This is a genomic window from Streptomyces ficellus (assembly GCF_030406405.1).
Taxonomy (GTDB): Bacteria; Actinomycetota; Actinomycetes; order Streptomycetales; family Streptomycetaceae; genus Streptomyces; species Streptomyces ficellus_B.
Genome location: NZ_JAUEPL010000016.1, coordinates 93087 through 108833 on the forward strand (window position 1 = coordinate 93087; position 15747 = coordinate 108833).

Annotated in this window: 13 protein-coding genes; 12 read left to right on the forward strand and 1 reads right to left on the reverse strand. The window is 72.2% G+C overall.

Annotation, left to right across the window (positions count from 1 at the left end):
• The first annotated feature begins 56 nt into the window (after positions 1-56).
• From QWM81_RS13515 to QWM81_RS13560, 10 genes are all read left to right on the forward strand, one after another.
• Complete coding sequence (locus QWM81_RS13515) at positions 57-284, forward strand: acyl carrier protein (RefSeq protein ID WP_290112093.1); 228 nt, start codon at positions 57-59, stop codon at positions 282-284.
• 74 nt (positions 285-358) lie between these two features.
• Complete coding sequence (locus tag QWM81_RS13520; RefSeq protein ID WP_290112095.1) at positions 359-1627, forward strand: valine--pyruvate transaminase; 1269 nt, start codon at positions 359-361, stop codon at positions 1625-1627.
• Entirely contained in the window at positions 1617-2627 is a 1011-nt protein-coding gene (locus tag QWM81_RS13525) for an alpha/beta fold hydrolase (RefSeq protein WP_290112096.1), read from the forward strand. Before QWM81_RS13520 ends, QWM81_RS13525 begins: the two co-directional genes overlap by 11 nt.
• Complete coding sequence (locus tag QWM81_RS13530) at positions 2624-3943, forward strand: cation:proton antiporter (RefSeq protein WP_290112097.1); 1320 nt, start codon at positions 2624-2626, stop codon at positions 3941-3943. The genes QWM81_RS13525 and QWM81_RS13530 overlap by 4 nt, the downstream gene beginning before the upstream one ends.
• A 75-nt stretch (positions 3944-4018) precedes the next feature.
• Positions 4019-5533: a leucine--tRNA ligase family protein gene (locus QWM81_RS13535; RefSeq protein ID WP_290112098.1), complete on the forward strand. Its 1515-nt coding sequence runs from the start codon at positions 4019-4021 to the stop codon at positions 5531-5533.
• A 98-nt stretch (positions 5534-5631) separates the two neighbouring features.
• A complete protein-coding gene (gene cimA / locus QWM81_RS13540; RefSeq protein ID WP_290112099.1) occupies positions 5632-7302 on the forward strand; it encodes a citramalate synthase in 1671 nt (556 codons plus the stop codon).
• Between the two features lie 56 nt (positions 7303-7358).
• On the forward strand, positions 7359-8810 hold the full coding sequence (locus QWM81_RS13545) for an FAD/NAD(P)-binding protein (protein ID WP_290112100.1): 1452 nt from the start codon (positions 7359-7361) through the stop codon (positions 8808-8810).
• Positions 8811-8907: 97 nt separating this feature from the next.
• Entirely contained in the window at positions 8908-10140 is a 1233-nt protein-coding gene (locus QWM81_RS13550) for an ATP-grasp domain-containing protein (RefSeq protein WP_290112101.1), read from the forward strand.
• Between the two features lies 1 nt (position 10141).
• Complete coding sequence (locus tag QWM81_RS13555; protein ID WP_290112102.1) at positions 10142-11077, forward strand: hypothetical protein; 936 nt, start codon at positions 10142-10144, stop codon at positions 11075-11077.
• A gap of 14 nt (positions 11078-11091) precedes the next feature.
• Complete coding sequence (locus QWM81_RS13560) at positions 11092-12342, forward strand: ATP-grasp domain-containing protein (protein WP_290112103.1); 1251 nt, start codon at positions 11092-11094, stop codon at positions 12340-12342.
• A gap of 234 nt (positions 12343-12576) precedes the next feature.
• Here the strand turns inward: QWM81_RS13560 and QWM81_RS13565 are convergent, their stop codons facing one another.
• Entirely contained in the window at positions 12577-13224 is a 648-nt protein-coding gene (locus QWM81_RS13565) for a TetR family transcriptional regulator (protein WP_290112104.1), read from the reverse strand.
• 298 nt (positions 13225-13522) lie between these two features.
• Between QWM81_RS13565 and kbpA the strand changes: the two genes are divergently transcribed.
• Both kbpA and QWM81_RS13575 read left to right on the forward strand, forming a co-directional pair.
• On the forward strand, positions 13523-14308 hold the full coding sequence (gene kbpA, locus QWM81_RS13570; protein WP_290112105.1) for an AfsK-binding protein KbpA: 786 nt from the start codon (positions 13523-13525) through the stop codon (positions 14306-14308).
• Positions 14309-14447: 139 nt separating this feature from the next.
• The coding region (locus QWM81_RS13575; protein ID WP_290112107.1) for a serine/threonine-protein kinase at positions 14448-15747 on the forward strand (1300 nt) is incomplete at its 3' end.

Consider the following 15747-nt stretch of genomic DNA (forward strand, 5'->3'; position numbering starts at 1 on the left):
CGCACCCCATCCCCACAGCATCCGACGGCGTATTCCCACACAGAAAGGACCGCGACGTGCTGAACGAGCGGATTCACAAGATCTGGGCGCGTGAGCTGAACCTCGACGACTTCTCCGACACCGACGACTTCTTCGAACTCGGCGGCCACTCGCTGATCATGACTCGCATCCAGGCGGCCATCCAGCAGGAGATCGGCATCGAGGTCCCCATGGACGAGCTGTTCCGCAACGCCACGGTGGCCGACATCAGCGCCCACCTGGAGAAGACCCCGACCGCCTCTTAGCCGGTGGCTCGAAGGGGGCGGCGCCCCGGCCGCCCCCTTCATGCCGCACCCACCCGACAACAAGGAGGGCACACATGGGACTGTCACTGAGCGGCACCAAAATGGCCAAGGTATCGGGCCTGCGCAGCATCATGGAGGACATCGCCACGACGACGTCCCATACCGGTGGCGACGCCGGCTGGCTCAACCTCAGCATCGGCAACCCGGCACTCATCCCCGAAGTCCAGAACACCTGGCAGCGGCTGACCGCCGACGCCCTGGCCGACGACTTCACCGCCGCCAGCTGCCAGTACGGCCCCTCCAGAGGCGCTCCCGTGCTGGTCGACGCCATCGTCGCGGAGTTCAACGCCCGGTACGGGTGGGGCATCACCGCCGAGAACGTCGTCATCGGGCCCGGCAGCCAGATGCTGTGCTTCATCGCCGCGGCCCTGTTCACCGGGCCCGCGGCCGACGGCACTCAGCAGATAGTCCTCCCCATGACCCCCGACTACACCGGCTATCAGGGCCTGTGCATGCACTCCGGGGGGATCGCGGGAATCCCGCCCCGCACCGAGCCCGGCCAGGGCCGGTCCTTCCGTTACGCCTTCGACTTCGACGCCCTGGAACAGCGCGGCAGGATGGGCATGATGCTGCTCTCCAGCCCCAGCAACCCCACCGGGCGCAGCATCGACAGCGCCGAGCTCGCCCGCCTCATCGGCGTCGCCCGCCGGCGCGACGTACCCCTGATCATCGATCACGCCTACGGGGCTCCCTTCCCGCAGATCGCCGCGACGGCCACCGCCCCGCCCTGGGACGAGCATGTGATCAACTGCTTCACGCTCTCCAAGGCGGGCCTGCCCGGCGAGCGCATCGGCTTCGCCATCGGACCGGCCCACCACATCAACGCGATGGTGTCCTTCCTGTCCAACTCGGCGCTGCACGCCCCGCAGCTGGCGCAGACCGTCGCCGCCCGCGCGCTGACCACGGGCCGGCTCCAGGAGATGGCGGCCTCGGTGATCAGCCCGTTCTACCGCAACCGCCGGCAGACGGCGGAGAAGCTGCTCGCCGAGCTCCTCCCGGAGGACATGGACTGGCGGCTGCATAGCAGCGAGGGCGGGATGTTCTGCTGGCTGTGGGTCAACCACGCCTGGTTCGACGACATGGCCCTGTACCGGCTGCTGAAGACCAAGAACGTCTTCATCGTCCCCGGCCGCCACTTCTTCGTGGACCCCCTCTACACCGCCGGGCTGCTCAACCATGGAAAGCAGTGCTTCCGCATCAGCCTGAGCGCCGACGAATCGGTGATCGGCGAGGGCATTGTCCGGATCGCCGAGGCCCTCCGGGAGCTGCGCGGTGCTTCATGACAGCCTCACCCAGGACAGCGATACGCACGGCGGCGTTCCGCACGACGGCGTTCCGCAGGACGGCGTTCCGCACGACGGCGTTCCGCAGGACGGCGTCACCCATGACAGCCTCACCCGTGACGGCCTCGCGCTGAGAATCCTCCGCGGGGAGAGCGCGGCCCACCGCGAGACCGTTCTGTTCGTCAACGCGGTCGGCATGCCCCTCGACCTCTTCGACGCCCTGGCCCGCCAATTCGCCGCCGCCGGACTGAACTTCGTCACGTGGGAGATGCGTGGCAGCCCGGGCCCCGGCCGACGCGCCGACGACAGCCGGCTCGCCGACCACGTCGAGGACGCGCTGGCCGTCCTGGACCACGTGGGCGCGGGCCCGGTCCACCTGGCCGGCTGGTGCACCGGTGCCTCGGTCGCCCTGGCCCTCGCCGGCCGCCGCGACAGCCCCGCCCTGTCCCTGACGTCGGTGGACGGCGCGTACCTGTTCGGCGGAGTGCCCGGCGGCCCCATGGGCAACGCCATGTTCGAGATGTGCGGCGACATCGTCGCCGACCCGGCCGCCGCGGAGCGCTACCACGAGATGACCCGGCCACGCGGTAACGAAGCGCAGGTCATGGGCCTGCCGGACAGCCCCGAACTGGTCGAGCGGCTCACCCTGCCCTACCGCGGCACCACCATGGACCTGCTCCGCTACGCCTACGCCATCCGCGCCGCCTGCGACTACGACCCCGCCGAGGCGTGGGCGCGGATCACCTGCCCCGTGCTGCTGACCGCCCGTACCGACGACCGCATGGTCTCCTACCGCAACTCGGCACGCGCCGCCGAGCTGGTCGGCGGGGCCCGGCTCATGGTGTCGCCCAGCGGCGGGCACTACGGGCTGTTCACCGACACCGCGGCCGTACCGGCGATGGCCCGCTTCATGCGGGCGGCGCGGGCCGAGCGGGCCGAGCGGGCCGAGCGGGCCGAGCGGGTCCCGGCCACGGCCGTGAAGGCGGTGCCCGCCCCATGAGCGAGCCCATGACCAGCGCCGAAGTCGCCCTGCACGCCCTGCCGGCCCTGTGCCTCATCGTGGTCACCGCGCAGCTGGCCGGCCGCCTCGCCGGCCGGTTCGGCCAGCCCCGGGTACTCGGCGAGATCCTCGGGGGCATCGCCCTCGGGCCGAGCCTGCTGGGACTGGCGTGGCCGCAGGCTCACGCGTACGCCTTCCCCGACCAGGTCGTGGGCGCGCTGAACGTCCTGGCCCAGCTGGGCCTGGTCCTGTTCATGTTCCTGCTGGGCCTGGAGATCGAATGGTCGGCCCTGCGCGGACAGGGCCGCAAGGCGGTCGCCATCAGCCAGGTGTCGGTGGTGCTGCCCCTGCTCCTCGGCGCCGGCACGGCCCTGTGGCTGTACCCCCGGATGGGCGGCGGAGGCGGTGGGGGCGGCGCCTGGGGCTTCTGCCTCTTCCTCGGCGCCGCCATGTCCATCACCGCCTTCCCCGTACTCGCCCGGCTGCTGCTGGAGACGGGCCTGCACCGCACCCGTATCGGCGTGCTCACCATCGCGTGCGCCGCCGTCGACGACGTCACCGCCTGGTGCCTGCTCGCCGTGGTCGTCGCGGTGGTCGGGTCGGCCGGTGCCGTCCCCGCGCTGGTGACGCTCGGCCTGGCCATCGCCTACGTATGCCTGATGCTGTTCGTCGTCCGGCCGCTCCTCGCCGACCGGCGCCCCCCGCTGTGGGCGGTGCTGTCCATGGTGCTGCTGAGCGCCTGGGCCACCGACCTCATCGGCATCCACGCGATCTTCGGCGGCTTCCTGGCCGGTGTGATCATGCCGCGGCGCCAGGTGTGGCGTACGGAGATCCACCATCGACTGGACGCGGTGGTCTCCCAGTTGCTGCTGCCGGTCTTCTTCATGACCGTCGGGGTCACCACCCGTATCGACGCCCTGGACTCCCTGTACTTCTGGGGCATCACCGGCCTGCTGACCGCGGTCGCCATCGCGGGCAAGCTGGGCGGCGCCACCCTCACCGCCCGTCTGACCGGCGAATCCTGGACCGACTCCACCGTCATCGGCGTACTGATGAACACCCGGGGGCTGACCGAGATCGTCATCCTCACCGTGGGGCTGCAACTCGGCGTCATCACCGAGACCCTCTTCACCGCCATGGTGCTGATGGCCCTGACCACCACGCTCATGGCGGCGCCCCTGCTGCGCCTGGTCCACCCCGGGCAGCTCCTCACCCCGGGCGCCGCGGACCACCACCGCACCCCACCCCCCGAGGCGCCGCAGCCGGCCGCGCCGGTCCCGCAGTCCGCCGACTACGCGGCGCCCAGCCGCAGTTGACCACCCGTGACATGACCCCATCGGCCAGGTGGGCGTTAACTACGGGAGAAACGCAAGAGCACCATGGAGGTACGCGTGAACCACATCGTCCTGTCTCTCGGAGAGTCGCAAGCCACGGCTGTCGCACAGCGCTGCCGTAGCCACGCTGCCTTCATCAGCAGGCTCGCCGCCCTCGACGGCGTCACCAGCACGGTCGTGAACGGGCCCGAGGACCCGGCCGCGGCCCTGGCCGCACTGGCCGCGGCGGCCGGACTCGTCGGCGACCCGCAGCAGCCGGGCGACGCCATCCGCTACGTCCCGACCCAGCGGGCGCGCCTGCGCGTCGCGGCCGAGGAGGACGGCAACTGGCCGCAGTCCCTGGCCTCCCGGCAGCGCAAGACCCTGCGCCGCACCCCCGGAGCGCTTTTCACCTTCCCGCTGGAGGAGCCGGGCCCGGACACCACCGCACCGCTCCAGGTCTTCATCACCGACTGGTCGCCCAGCCCCGCCGCGTGCGCCGTCGCCGTCCACCCCGGCCACCCGCTCAGCGACGGCCTCACGCCCGGCCACCGCGCCGCGTTCACCGGCCGGTACTGCCGCCACCCACTGACCGGCGACCTGCTGCCGATCTGGGTGGCCGACTGGGTCAAGCCCGAATTCGGCACCGGCGCGGTCCTCGTCAACCCGGGCCACGACGCGGTGGACCTGGCCTTCGGGCGGTCGGTCGGCCTGCCCATCCGGTTCGCCCTGGCGCCCGAGGACTACGACGAGGACCCCGCGAACTGGCTGGTCCCGCCGGTCGTCAAGACCGGCCGGGCCATCCGCACCGGCAGCACCGACGGCCTGGAGTTCACCGAGGCACGGGCGGCGTACTTCCGCATCCTGTCCGAACGCGGCCTGGCCGTCGAGCACACGGACATCGGCGCCGGCTCCTTCCCGGTGGCCTCGTTCGGCGAGGACGGCCCGGTCAAGATCGACTGGCAGGCCGAGCGCCGCACCGCGGCGCACCGGGACGAGGACGCCGGCACACCGGTACGGCTGTCCACGTCGCCCGCACTGGCCGCCGCCGACCCGCGGGTACGCGGGGCCTCGCTCGCCGTCGTCGCCGCGTCCACGACCGTGGAGACCGACCTGCTCGCGCTGCGCCTGATGCTCGCCGAGCCCGCGCTCGGCCCGGTTCCCGGACAGGCACCCGAGGTGACCATGGTGGGTCCGGTCACCGGCGCCACGGACGGGGTGGACGGCCCGGTACTCGACCTGGCGCTGCTCACCGCGGCCGGCGCCACGGAGTCCCTGGCCGTCAAGGCACCGCAACTGGAAGCCGCGCAGCGGTTCCTGGACGCCCACGAGCGGATCGCCGGCGCGTCCCCCGTGGACGGCGACGCCGACCCGGCTACGACGAAGGCCGCCGCACAGATCAAGGGGCTCCTGCGGCGCCAGGACACCAAGCAGGCGTTCACCCAGCTCTACCGGCTGCAAAAGACCCTCGCCAAGGCCGAGTCGGTGGCCGACGGCACCCTCGTGATCTACGAGGCCCTGGCGCGGATCGTCGCGGGCCTGCCCAGCAGGTACGAGGAGCAGCGGCTGGCCGCCGCCTGGCAGCAGCTCTGACCCGACGCGCCGGCCGTGCCCCATCGGTGCGGCCGGCGCCGGTCGGCCGATACGTCGATATGTCGAGAATCCGAGGAAGTATCCGAGGAAGGAGAAACATGGCACACCACGACGGGGGACGTGCGGCGGATGACGCCTCCCTCACCGGAGCCCTCCCGCTCGACGCCCGCCCGGCTCGGGGCGTCGCGGCCCCCGACTTCCACGTATTCGACACCACCCTGAGGGACGGCGCCCAGCGTGAGGGCATCAGCCTGTCCGTCGAGGACAAGCTCACCATCGCCCGCCTGCTCGACGAGTTCGGCGTCGGCTTCGTCGAGGGGGGCTGGCCGGGAGCCAACCCCCGGGACACCGAGTTCTTCCGGCGCGCCGCCGAGGACCTCACCCTCCACAACGCCCAGCTGGTCGCCTTCGGCGCCACCCGCCGCCCCGGCGGCACCGCGGCCGACGACCTCCAGGTCCAGGCGCTGCTGGAGTCGGGCGCCCCCGTGATCACCCTGGTCGCCAAGTCCCACGACCGGCACGTCGAGCAAGCGCTGCGCACCACCCTGGACGAGAACCTCGCCATGATCCGCGACACCGTCTCGTACCTGCGCGAGCAGGGCCGGCGGGTGTTCCTCGACTGCGAGCACTTCTTCGACGGCTACCGGGCCAATCCGCAGTACGCCACCTCCGTCGTCCGCACCGCGTACGACGCCGGTGCCGAGGTCGCCGTCCTGTGCGACACCAACGGCGGCATGCTGCCCGGGCAGGTGCGGGCCGTGGTCTCCACCGTGCTGGCCGACACCGGTGCCCGCCTCGGCATCCACGCCCAGGACGACTCCGGCTGCGCGGTCGCCAACACCCTCGCCGCCGTCGACGCGGGCGCCACGCACGTCCAGTGCACCGCCAACGGCTACGGCGAACGCGTCGGCAACGCCAACCTGTTCCCCGTCGTCGCCGCGCTGGAGCTCAAGTACGGCAGGAACGTTCTGCCTCCGGGCGGTCTCGCGCTCATGACGCGGATCTCCCACGCCATCGCCGAGACGGTCGGCCTCGCGCCCTCCACCCACCAGCCGTACGTCGGTGTCTCCGCCTTCGCCCACAAGGCGGGGCTCCACGCCTCCGCGATCAAGGTCGACCCCGACCTCTACCAGCACATCGACCCCGAACTGGTCGGCAACACCATGCGCATGCTGGTCTCCGACATGGCGGGCCGCGCCACCGTCGAGCTCAAGGCCAGGGAACTGGGCTACGACCTCAGCGGCGACCGTGACCTGCTCGCCCGTCTCGTGGAGCGCGTCAAGGAACGCGAACTGCGCGGATACACCTACGAGTCCGCCGACGCCTCCTTCGAACTGCTGCTGCGTACGGAGATCACCGGTGACCCACTGGAGTTCTTCCGCATCGAGTCGTGGCGCACCATCGCCGAAAGCCTCGGCGACGGCACGCACGCCAACGAGGCGACCGTGCGCCTGTGGGCGAAGGGGGAGAGAATCCTGTCGACGGGCGAGGGCAACGGCGCCGTCAACGCCCTCGACCGGGCCCTGCGCGCGGCCCTCGAACGGATCTACCCGCCGCTCGCCGAGATCGAAATGGCCAACTACCGCGTCCGCCTCCTCGGCGACTCCGGCGGCAGCGGATCGACCGCCCGCGTCACCATCACCCTGCGCGGCGGCGGCAGCGAGTGGACCACCATCGGCGTCGGCTCCAACATCCTGGCCGCTTCCTGGGAAGCCCTGGCCGACGGCTACACCTACGGCCTGTCCCACCTGGGCGTCAGCCCCCTGTGAACCCCCGCCCCGCAGACGGGCACCCCCCCACCGACGACGACAGGAGGCGAGCAACCGTGGGCAAGGACGTCATCATCATCGGCGGAGGCGCCAACGCCGTCACCGCCTATACCCGTATCGCCACGGCCCCCGGCATCTCCTCCGTCACCTTCGTCGCCCCGCACCCGATCGGCCTCGGCGGCGCTTTCGGCACCACCGACCCGGAGCTGCTGTGCAACACCTCCGTGGACGTCACCTCGCTCGACCCCGAGGGACCGTCCGGCCTGCTGACGTACCTCACCGCCCGTGGCTGGCCGGCGACCCGCGACGACTTCGTACCCCGCTACCTCGTCGGCCAGTTCTGCCGTGAGCGCTTCCGTGAGGCCCGGGCCACGGCCCAGGCCCGCGGTACCGCCACGCACCACCTCACCGCCCGGGCCGAAACCGTCCGCCGCGACGAGGACCGCGACGAGGACCGCGACGAGGACCGCTACACCGTCCGGCTGGACGACGGCCGGGAGGTGACCGGCAGCGACGTCCTGATCTGCCTCGGCCTGGAGCGGCCGCGCCTGCCCGACCAGCTGCGGCGCCACCGCGGCCATCCCGACCTGCTTCCCAGCCCCTATCCCAGCCGCCGGCTGCGTGAACTGCCCGCCGGTGCGCGGGTGTTGCTGTACGGGACCAAGCTGTCCGCCATCGACGCCGCCCTCGTCCTGCTCGCCGAGGACAGCGGCCGCAGCGTCGTCATGACGTCACCCTCCGGGGCACTTCCCGCCGTACGCACCCGGCTGTGCCGGCCCGACAAGGCCCTGCTGGACACCGCCCGCCTGCTGGACCTCGACCCCCACTCGCCCCACCTGGACACCCGGCTCGCCAGGATCCTGCTGGGCGCGCTGTCCCGCCACGCGCCCCGGCGCGGCATCCGGCGGCAGACGAGCACCGCGGCCGACCCGGCCGAACGCCTCGCCGAGGAACTGCGCCTGGCCACCACGGGCGCCGCCGCGTGGCAGGACGTCATCGCCGAGACCATCGACACCATCAACGAGTGGGCCTCCCCCTGGGATCGGCGGACGCGCGCCGACGTCCTCGCCCGCCACCGGGAGCCGATCACGCGGTACATCTCCGCCATCCCGGCCGCCAACGCCCGCCGGCTGGCCGCGCACCACGCCACCGGCGCCCTCGAAGTCGCCGCCACCCTGCCCCGTGACGTCCGCCCCCGCCCGGACGGCGGCTGGCTCGTACGGTGGGACGACGGCCCCGAGCGGCACGTCGACCGCATCGTCTGCGCCACCGGCTACCACGCTCCGCGCCTGTCCTGGGACTCCGGCGGGAGGCTCCACCTGGACGGCGCCGGCGGAACCGACGCCCACATCACCGAAGACCTGCGCGTCACACCGGGCCCCGCCGCCCGGCCCGAACGGATCTGGGCCATCGGCGCCGCCGCCCACCGGCGCACTCCGATCGTCAACTACCTCAGAACCGCGGCGATCCACGCCCGGGAGGTGGCCGCCCGGCTCACCCACCCCTGAGCGGGCCACCACCGCCACCCCCTGCCGCACCGCCCACTCCGTCAGCACGTCAGCACGTCAGCACGCCACCCAATCCGCCGCCAAGGAGCGCACACCCATGCTGGTCCTGGTCAACCCCGTCTCCACCGGCACCCGGCTCGCCGAGGCGCTCCGGGAGGAAGGCGCCGACTTCCTCAGCCTGTACGAGGCCCACCTGGGCCCCGCCCGCGACGCGGACACCACCTCACCGCGCACCCTGACCCACCACAGCACCGACACCACCCTCGCGGCCCTGCGCGAACTCAAGCCCACCGCCGTCATCGCCGCCAGCGAGTACGGAGTGCTGCTGGCCGACGCCCTCGCCCACGAGCTGGGGCTGGACCACCACCGCCCCGAACAGGCCGCCGCGCGCCGGGACAAGCAGCTCATGGTGCGGGCCCTGGAAGCGGCCGCCGTCCCCGCCGCCCGCACCCGCTCGGTCGGCACCGAGCGGGAACTGGCCCAGGCCCTGGACGAGGTGCCCGGCTACCCCGTCATGGTCAAGCCACGGGACAGCGCCGGGAGCGACGGCTGCACCATCTGCCACACCCGGCAGGAAGCGCTCGACGCCTACCGCGCGACCGCCCACCGGACGAACCTCATGGGCGGGCGGAACGACCACGTCCTCATACAGGAATTCCTCACCGGCACCCAGTACATCGTCAACACCGTCAGCATGGCCGGGCGCCACCTCCTCACCGAGGTCTACGCCGAGCGCATCGACCGGACCGAAGGCGCTCCCGTGCTGCGCCACATCATCTCCCGGCCCACGCTCACGCCCGCCGAGGCGGACATGGCCGACTACGTCTTCCGCTGCCTGGACGCACTCGGTATCCGCGAGGGCGCGGCGCACACCGAGGTGATGCTCACCGCGCACGGCCCACGCCTGATCGAGGTCAACTCCCGCATCATGGGGCCGTCGCTCGCCCCCGACCCCTACCACGCCGCGTTCGGGTACAGCCACCAGCACCTGGTGGCGGAGCGCTTCCTGCGCCCCGACGACTTCGCCCGCCGCTTCGAGACGCCCTACGGGGCCGCGCGGGCCGTCGCGAAGATATTCCTGCGCCCGCACCGTGCCGGAGTGCTGCTGGCCGCCGACGGCGTACGCACCCTGCGCCGCCTCCCCGGCTTCCACAGCATCGACCGCCTGCCCGTGGTCGGCGAACCGCTCCGGGACCGCCACCTCACCACCGGGGCGTGCGGCATCGCCTACCTCGTGCACGAGGACGAGGACCTGCTGCGCCACTCCCTCGACGTCGTCCACGACATGGAAGACGCCGGCCTCTTCTACCGGCTCGGCCCCGAGGAATGACATGCCCATCGCCCTGATCATCGCCTCGCTGATGCTCCAGGCCGGCACGGAGGGGTATCTCACCGGCCGTGTCGAGGTCGGCGACAGCCTGCTGTTCTCCTTCGCAGCCTTCGCCGTGACCAGCCTGGTCTTCACCGGCGCCCTGCTGCTCCGCCGCGCCCTCGGCGGGGAACCGGTCGCGCCCGCCCCGGCCCACCGGCCCGCGGCCCTGCGGCTCGTCCTCGCCATGAACGTGGCCACGGCGGTCACCTTCCTCGGCTTCTACGTCGCCCTGCCCTGGGTCCCCGCCGTGCTCGCCAACAGCGTCATGGCGGGCGTCGGGCCGCTCGCCGTGGCCGTACTGGACCCGCGTCACCGCACCTCACCGGCGGGCTGGGCGCGGGCCGTGGCACTCCTCGCCGCTTCCCTCGTCGTGGCGGCCTGGACCCACGACGGCGGCGGAGCGGCCGGTTTCGCCGTCCTCCCGGGCCTGCTGCTGGTGCTCCTCGCCGGATTCGGCGCCGCCTACATCGCCCAGCTGTCCAGCCGGCTCGCCGGCGTCGGCGCGCCACCCGCCTGGGTGACCGCCCACCGCTTCCACCTCACCTACGCGGCCGCCGCGCTCCTGCTGCTCACCCGTGAGGCGGGCCCGGCGGCCGGCGGCGGACTGTCCCTGCCCGCCACGGCACTGGCCGCGATCGCCGGCGTCACCGTGCCGCTGTACCTGCTGCAGATCGGGCTCCAGCGCACCCGGCCCGTGATCGCGATGGTGCTGCTCACCACCCTGCCGGGCCTGGCCTACGCGGGTCAGGTCGCGTTCGGGGACACCTTCGACCCGTGGCAGCTCGCCGTCGTCTGCGCCTTCATGGTCCTGGCGGGCTTCTGCGCCCGTGCCGAGAGCCGGACCCCGCCCGCCGCCGTCGCCCCCCGGCCCCGGCCGGTCACCACCAGCCCCTGAGAGTGAACGCACCCATGACCCACGTCCTCGTCCTCGGCGGCGCGGCCGCCCCCGGCGCCGGTTTCGTCCGCGACATCTGCGAGCGCGCCATGACACAGTTCACGGCCCGGGGCGCCCGCGTCACGCTCACCGACACGGCCGAGAACCTCGCGGCCGCCCCCGACCTGGCCGCCCGGGCCGCCGAGGTCCACGCCCTGGACTTCACCGACGCCGCCGCCTGCCGCGCCTGGGCCCTGGACCACGCGCGGACGGCCGACGCCGTCGTCGGTTACCGCGAGAACGCGGTGCCGAGTGTCGCCGCCGTCGCCCAGGCCCTTGACCTGTCCGGCAACACCCCCGACGCCGTACAGCGCATACGCGTCAAGGACGCCGCCCGGACCTATCTCGCGGAGTGCGGCTTCCTCCAGCCGGCCCTGCGGCTCTGCCGGAGCCCCGAGGAGATCACCCGGTTCGCCGCCGAACGCGGCGGGCCCGTCGTCGTCAAACCCCGTACCGGCTCCAACAGCCAGGGAGTGCGCCGGGTCAGTCGCGCCGAGGACGCCATCGCGGCCTATGAGGCGGCCGCGGACTCCGCGGGCGTGGTGCTGGCCGAGGAATTCGTCCACGGCCGTGAATACAGCGTCGAGGGCCTGATCGTCGGCGGTACGCCGCAGATCCTGGCCGTCACCGCCAAACAGCTCTTCGACGGCACCTTCGTCGAGGCGGCCCACGCGATGCCCGCACCGCTGGCCCCGCGCGACGAGCAGGACGTCATCCTGGAGACCCGGGCCGCGCTGCTCGCCCTGGGGCTCACCACAGGACCGTTCCACGTGGAGTGCTGGATCACCGAGCGGGGCGTCGTCCTCGGGGAACTCCACGCCCGCCAGGGCGGCGACTGGATCCACGCCATGCTCGAATGGTGCAACCCCGGACTCCAGCTGTACGGGGCGTGGCTGGACGATCTGCTGGGCCGCCCGGTGCACCTGCCCAAGGCGCCTTCCCGGGCCGCCGTCTCGCAGTTCTTCTCCCTGCCGCCCGGCGCTGCCGGGGCCTGGGCGGCGGTCCGCGCCCACCCACGGGTCATCGCCGGGTCACACGCCCCCCTCGCCACGGCCGCGCCGGGCGCGCCGCTCACCTCCAACCTCGCGCGCGACGCCTCCCTCGTCGTCACCGGAGACGACGTCGCCGACGCCCGGCGGCTGACCGGCCGCCTGCTGGCCGGGCTCGGCACCGGCGCCTCCGCGGCGTACGAGGAGGCGCTCGTCCACGAGCCGTCCTCGCGGTGACCGAGGCGCGCGTGCCGGGATACGGGAACGCCGACGGCGGTCGAGGGGTGGACCGCCATCGGCGTGACAGGACGTGACGAGGGACGTGACGAGGGCCGTAAGGCGAGACGTGTACGGGAGACGTGACGAGGGCCGTAAGGCGAGACGTGTACGGGAGACGTGACGAAAGACGCGCGAAAGACGTGCGAAAGACGTGACGGGGGACGCGACGAGAGATGTCGCGAGGAGGGGGAACTACCTCGCCGGCTTCTTGCCCGTGATGCCGAGGTGGACCAACAGCGCCAGATTCGGCCTGAGTTCGGCCTGCTTGACGCCCCAGGCCTGGAAGCCCTTCTGGTGCGAGGCGACCGCCGCCAGCATCGCGACCAGGGAACCGGCCATGGCCGCGGGGTTGACGTCCTTGTCGACCCTGCCCTTGGACTGGAGCTCCTTTACCGCGTCCGCAAGGGAGTTGGTGACAGAGCTCAGGATCTTCATACGGATCTTGTAGAACCGTTTGTCCCCCTCCGCGGCGCCCAGGTCCACCACGCGGAGGATCGCGTCGTGCTTGCGCCAGAAGTCGAGGAAACCCTCGACCAGTTCTTCCGAGGTCTGCCAGGCGGACTTGCCCACCCAGGAGCGGCCGGAGGCCAATTCGGTCAATCCCGCGCCCTCTTTGGCCATTTCTTCCGCGATCTCGAGGACAGCGCCCTCGACGTCCGGGAAGTACTGGTAGAACGTCGCGGGGGAAGTGCCCGCCTTCCGGGCCACGTCGATGACTTTGACGTCCCGGTACGGCGAGGAGCTGAGCATCTCGCTGAGGCAGTCGAGCAGCTTCTGCCGCGTCGCCTGGCCTCGTCGGCCGGCCACGCGGCCGTCGACTGTGCGTACTTGTCCTGTCATGCCGTCAGCTTACCGACGGGTGATCGGCGCGCGATTCGGCCGACTGCAAATGGGGTGACGGCCCTCTGCGGCGGCTTCGCGGGGCGGGTCCACGGCCCCCGGCACCCAATAGGCTTATTAACAGCCTGTGGAAAACTTCGGTGGATAAGCCAAGCAGATACGGGACGGGACCCGCATTCCTATCCCGATAATTGCGTATATGTTCGATTCTTTTTCCCTGCGGCGTGCGGCCCGCCCCATTAGCTTGACTGTGACGGGCACCACATGGCCCGCCCGTACAAGGAAAGGGATCAGGTCCATGGCCGCATTCACAGAGGGCACGCCGTGCTGGGTGGACGTGCTGCTCCCCGACCTCGAAGCCGGCAAGCGCTTCTACGGCGAATTGTTCGGCTGGACCTTCGACGAGGACAGCGGCGAGGCCTACGGGCACTACACGAACGCCTACAGCGACGGAAAGCGCGTCGCCGGACTCGCACCCAAACGGGACGGCCGGATGCCCACCGTGTGGGGCGTCTACTTCGCCACGCCCGACATCGAGGCCGCGACCCGCACGATCCGTGAGGCGGGCGGCCAAGTGATCATGAATCCCACGCCGGTCGGCACCTTCGGCACCATGGCCCAGGCGGTCGACCCCGGAGGCGCCGTCTTCGGACTGTGGGAGGCCGGCGAGCACACCGGCTTCGAAAAGCAGGGCGAGCCCGGTTCCTTCTGCTGGACCGAGGTCTACACGAGGGACAAGGACGCCGTCGACGCCTTCTACGAGACGATCTTCGGCTTCCAGGTACGGGACCTCGACGACGCGTCGATCGACTTCCGCGTCTGGTCACCCGCCGGTACGCAGCCCACCGACGAGACGGCCATCGGCGGTCGCAGCGTGATCACCGACGCCTTCCCCGCCGAGATGCCCGCCCACTTCCTCACCTACTTCGCGGTCGACGACTGCGACGACACCGCGGCCCTCGCCACCCGTATCGGCGGCCGGGTCACCGAGCCGCCCTTCGACACCCCGTACGGCAGGATCGCCGTGATCGCCGACAATCAGGGAGCCGTCTTCGCCGTGCTCGCCGAGCCCAGGGCGGCGTGACCGGCGTACGGCCGAGGTGTCCGGATCGGGGTGAGACACCCCGATCCGCCCCCGGGTTCGCAACGACCGCTGCGGACAGGAAGAATCAGGGGGCACGGGGCCGTACTCTCATGGCCCCTACGGGGAGGTGGCAAGGCAAGTGGAGCAGCTGACGCAGCACGACCCGAGACGGATCGGCCCGTTCGAGGTGCTGGGCCGGCTCGGTGCCGGGGGCATGGGCCTGGTCTATCTCGCGAGGTCGGCGTCGGGGCGGCGGGTGGCGATCAAGACCGTACGGACCGAGCTCGCCGAGGACCAGCTGTTCCGCGTCCGCTTCACGCGCGAGGTGGAGGCCGCGCGGGCGGTGTCCGGTTTCTACACGGCGGCCGTGGTGGACGCCGATCCGCGGGCGGCCGTGCCGTGGCTGGCCACCGCGTACGTCCCGGCGCCCTCGCTCGAAGAGATAGTGAATGAGTGCGGGCCGCTGCCGGCCCAGGCGGTGCGCTGGCTGGCGGCCGGTATCGCCGAGGCCCTCCAGTCCATCCACGGCGCGGGGCTCGTCCACCGCGACCTGAAGCCCTCCAACGTCCTCGTCGTGGAGGACGGACCGCGCGTCATCGACTTCGGCATCGCGTCCGGCGTCTCCAACACCCGGCTGACGATGACCAACGTCGCCGTGGGGACGCCCGCCTACATGTCGCCCGAGCAGGCGCGGGACTCGCGCAGTGTGACCGGCGCCAGCGATGTCTTCTCGCTCGGTTCGACGCTCGTGTTCGCGGCGACCGGTCACGCGCCCTTCCACGGGGCCAACCCGGTCGAGACGGTCTTCATGCTGCTGCGCGAGGGCCCGGACCTCCAGGGGCTGCCCGACGAGCTGCGGCCGCTGATCGAGTCGTGCATGCGGATGGAGGCGGGGTTGCGGCCCACGCCCGCCGACCTCCAGGCCCAGCTTGCGCCGCACCTGTTCTCGGGGAGCGACGACAGCGGTACGGCGTCGGCGTGGCTGCCGTCGCGGGCCACCGCGATGATCGAGACGCGCCGGGGCGGCCGCCCCAGCGCCCCGCCGCCGCCCCCCTCGGCCCCGCCCGCGCCGCGCTCCGCGCCCCCGGCCCGGCCGGCGCCCGGCCCCGACCGGTCGCGTCAGGACTCCGGCCCCGGGTCCCGCCCCGAGCCGGGCCGCGACTGGGACGTCGCCTGGCGGGGCGGCAACGACCCGCGTACGGGACAGGCGGCGCCCGCCCCTCCCGTACGGCTGCCCGGCGCCCCCGTACCGATCGGCCCCGGTCCCCGCGTCGCCGACACACGCGCCGGCGTCGCGGTGGACGCCGGGCCAGACGACGAGTCGCTGTCGTTGCAGGTCCCCAGTGACGGCACCCAGCGCGAGCTGCGCTCCATCCTCGACTGGCTGGACTCGGCCGGCATCGAGGCCGACGAACTGACCGTGCACACCCCCGACCTCG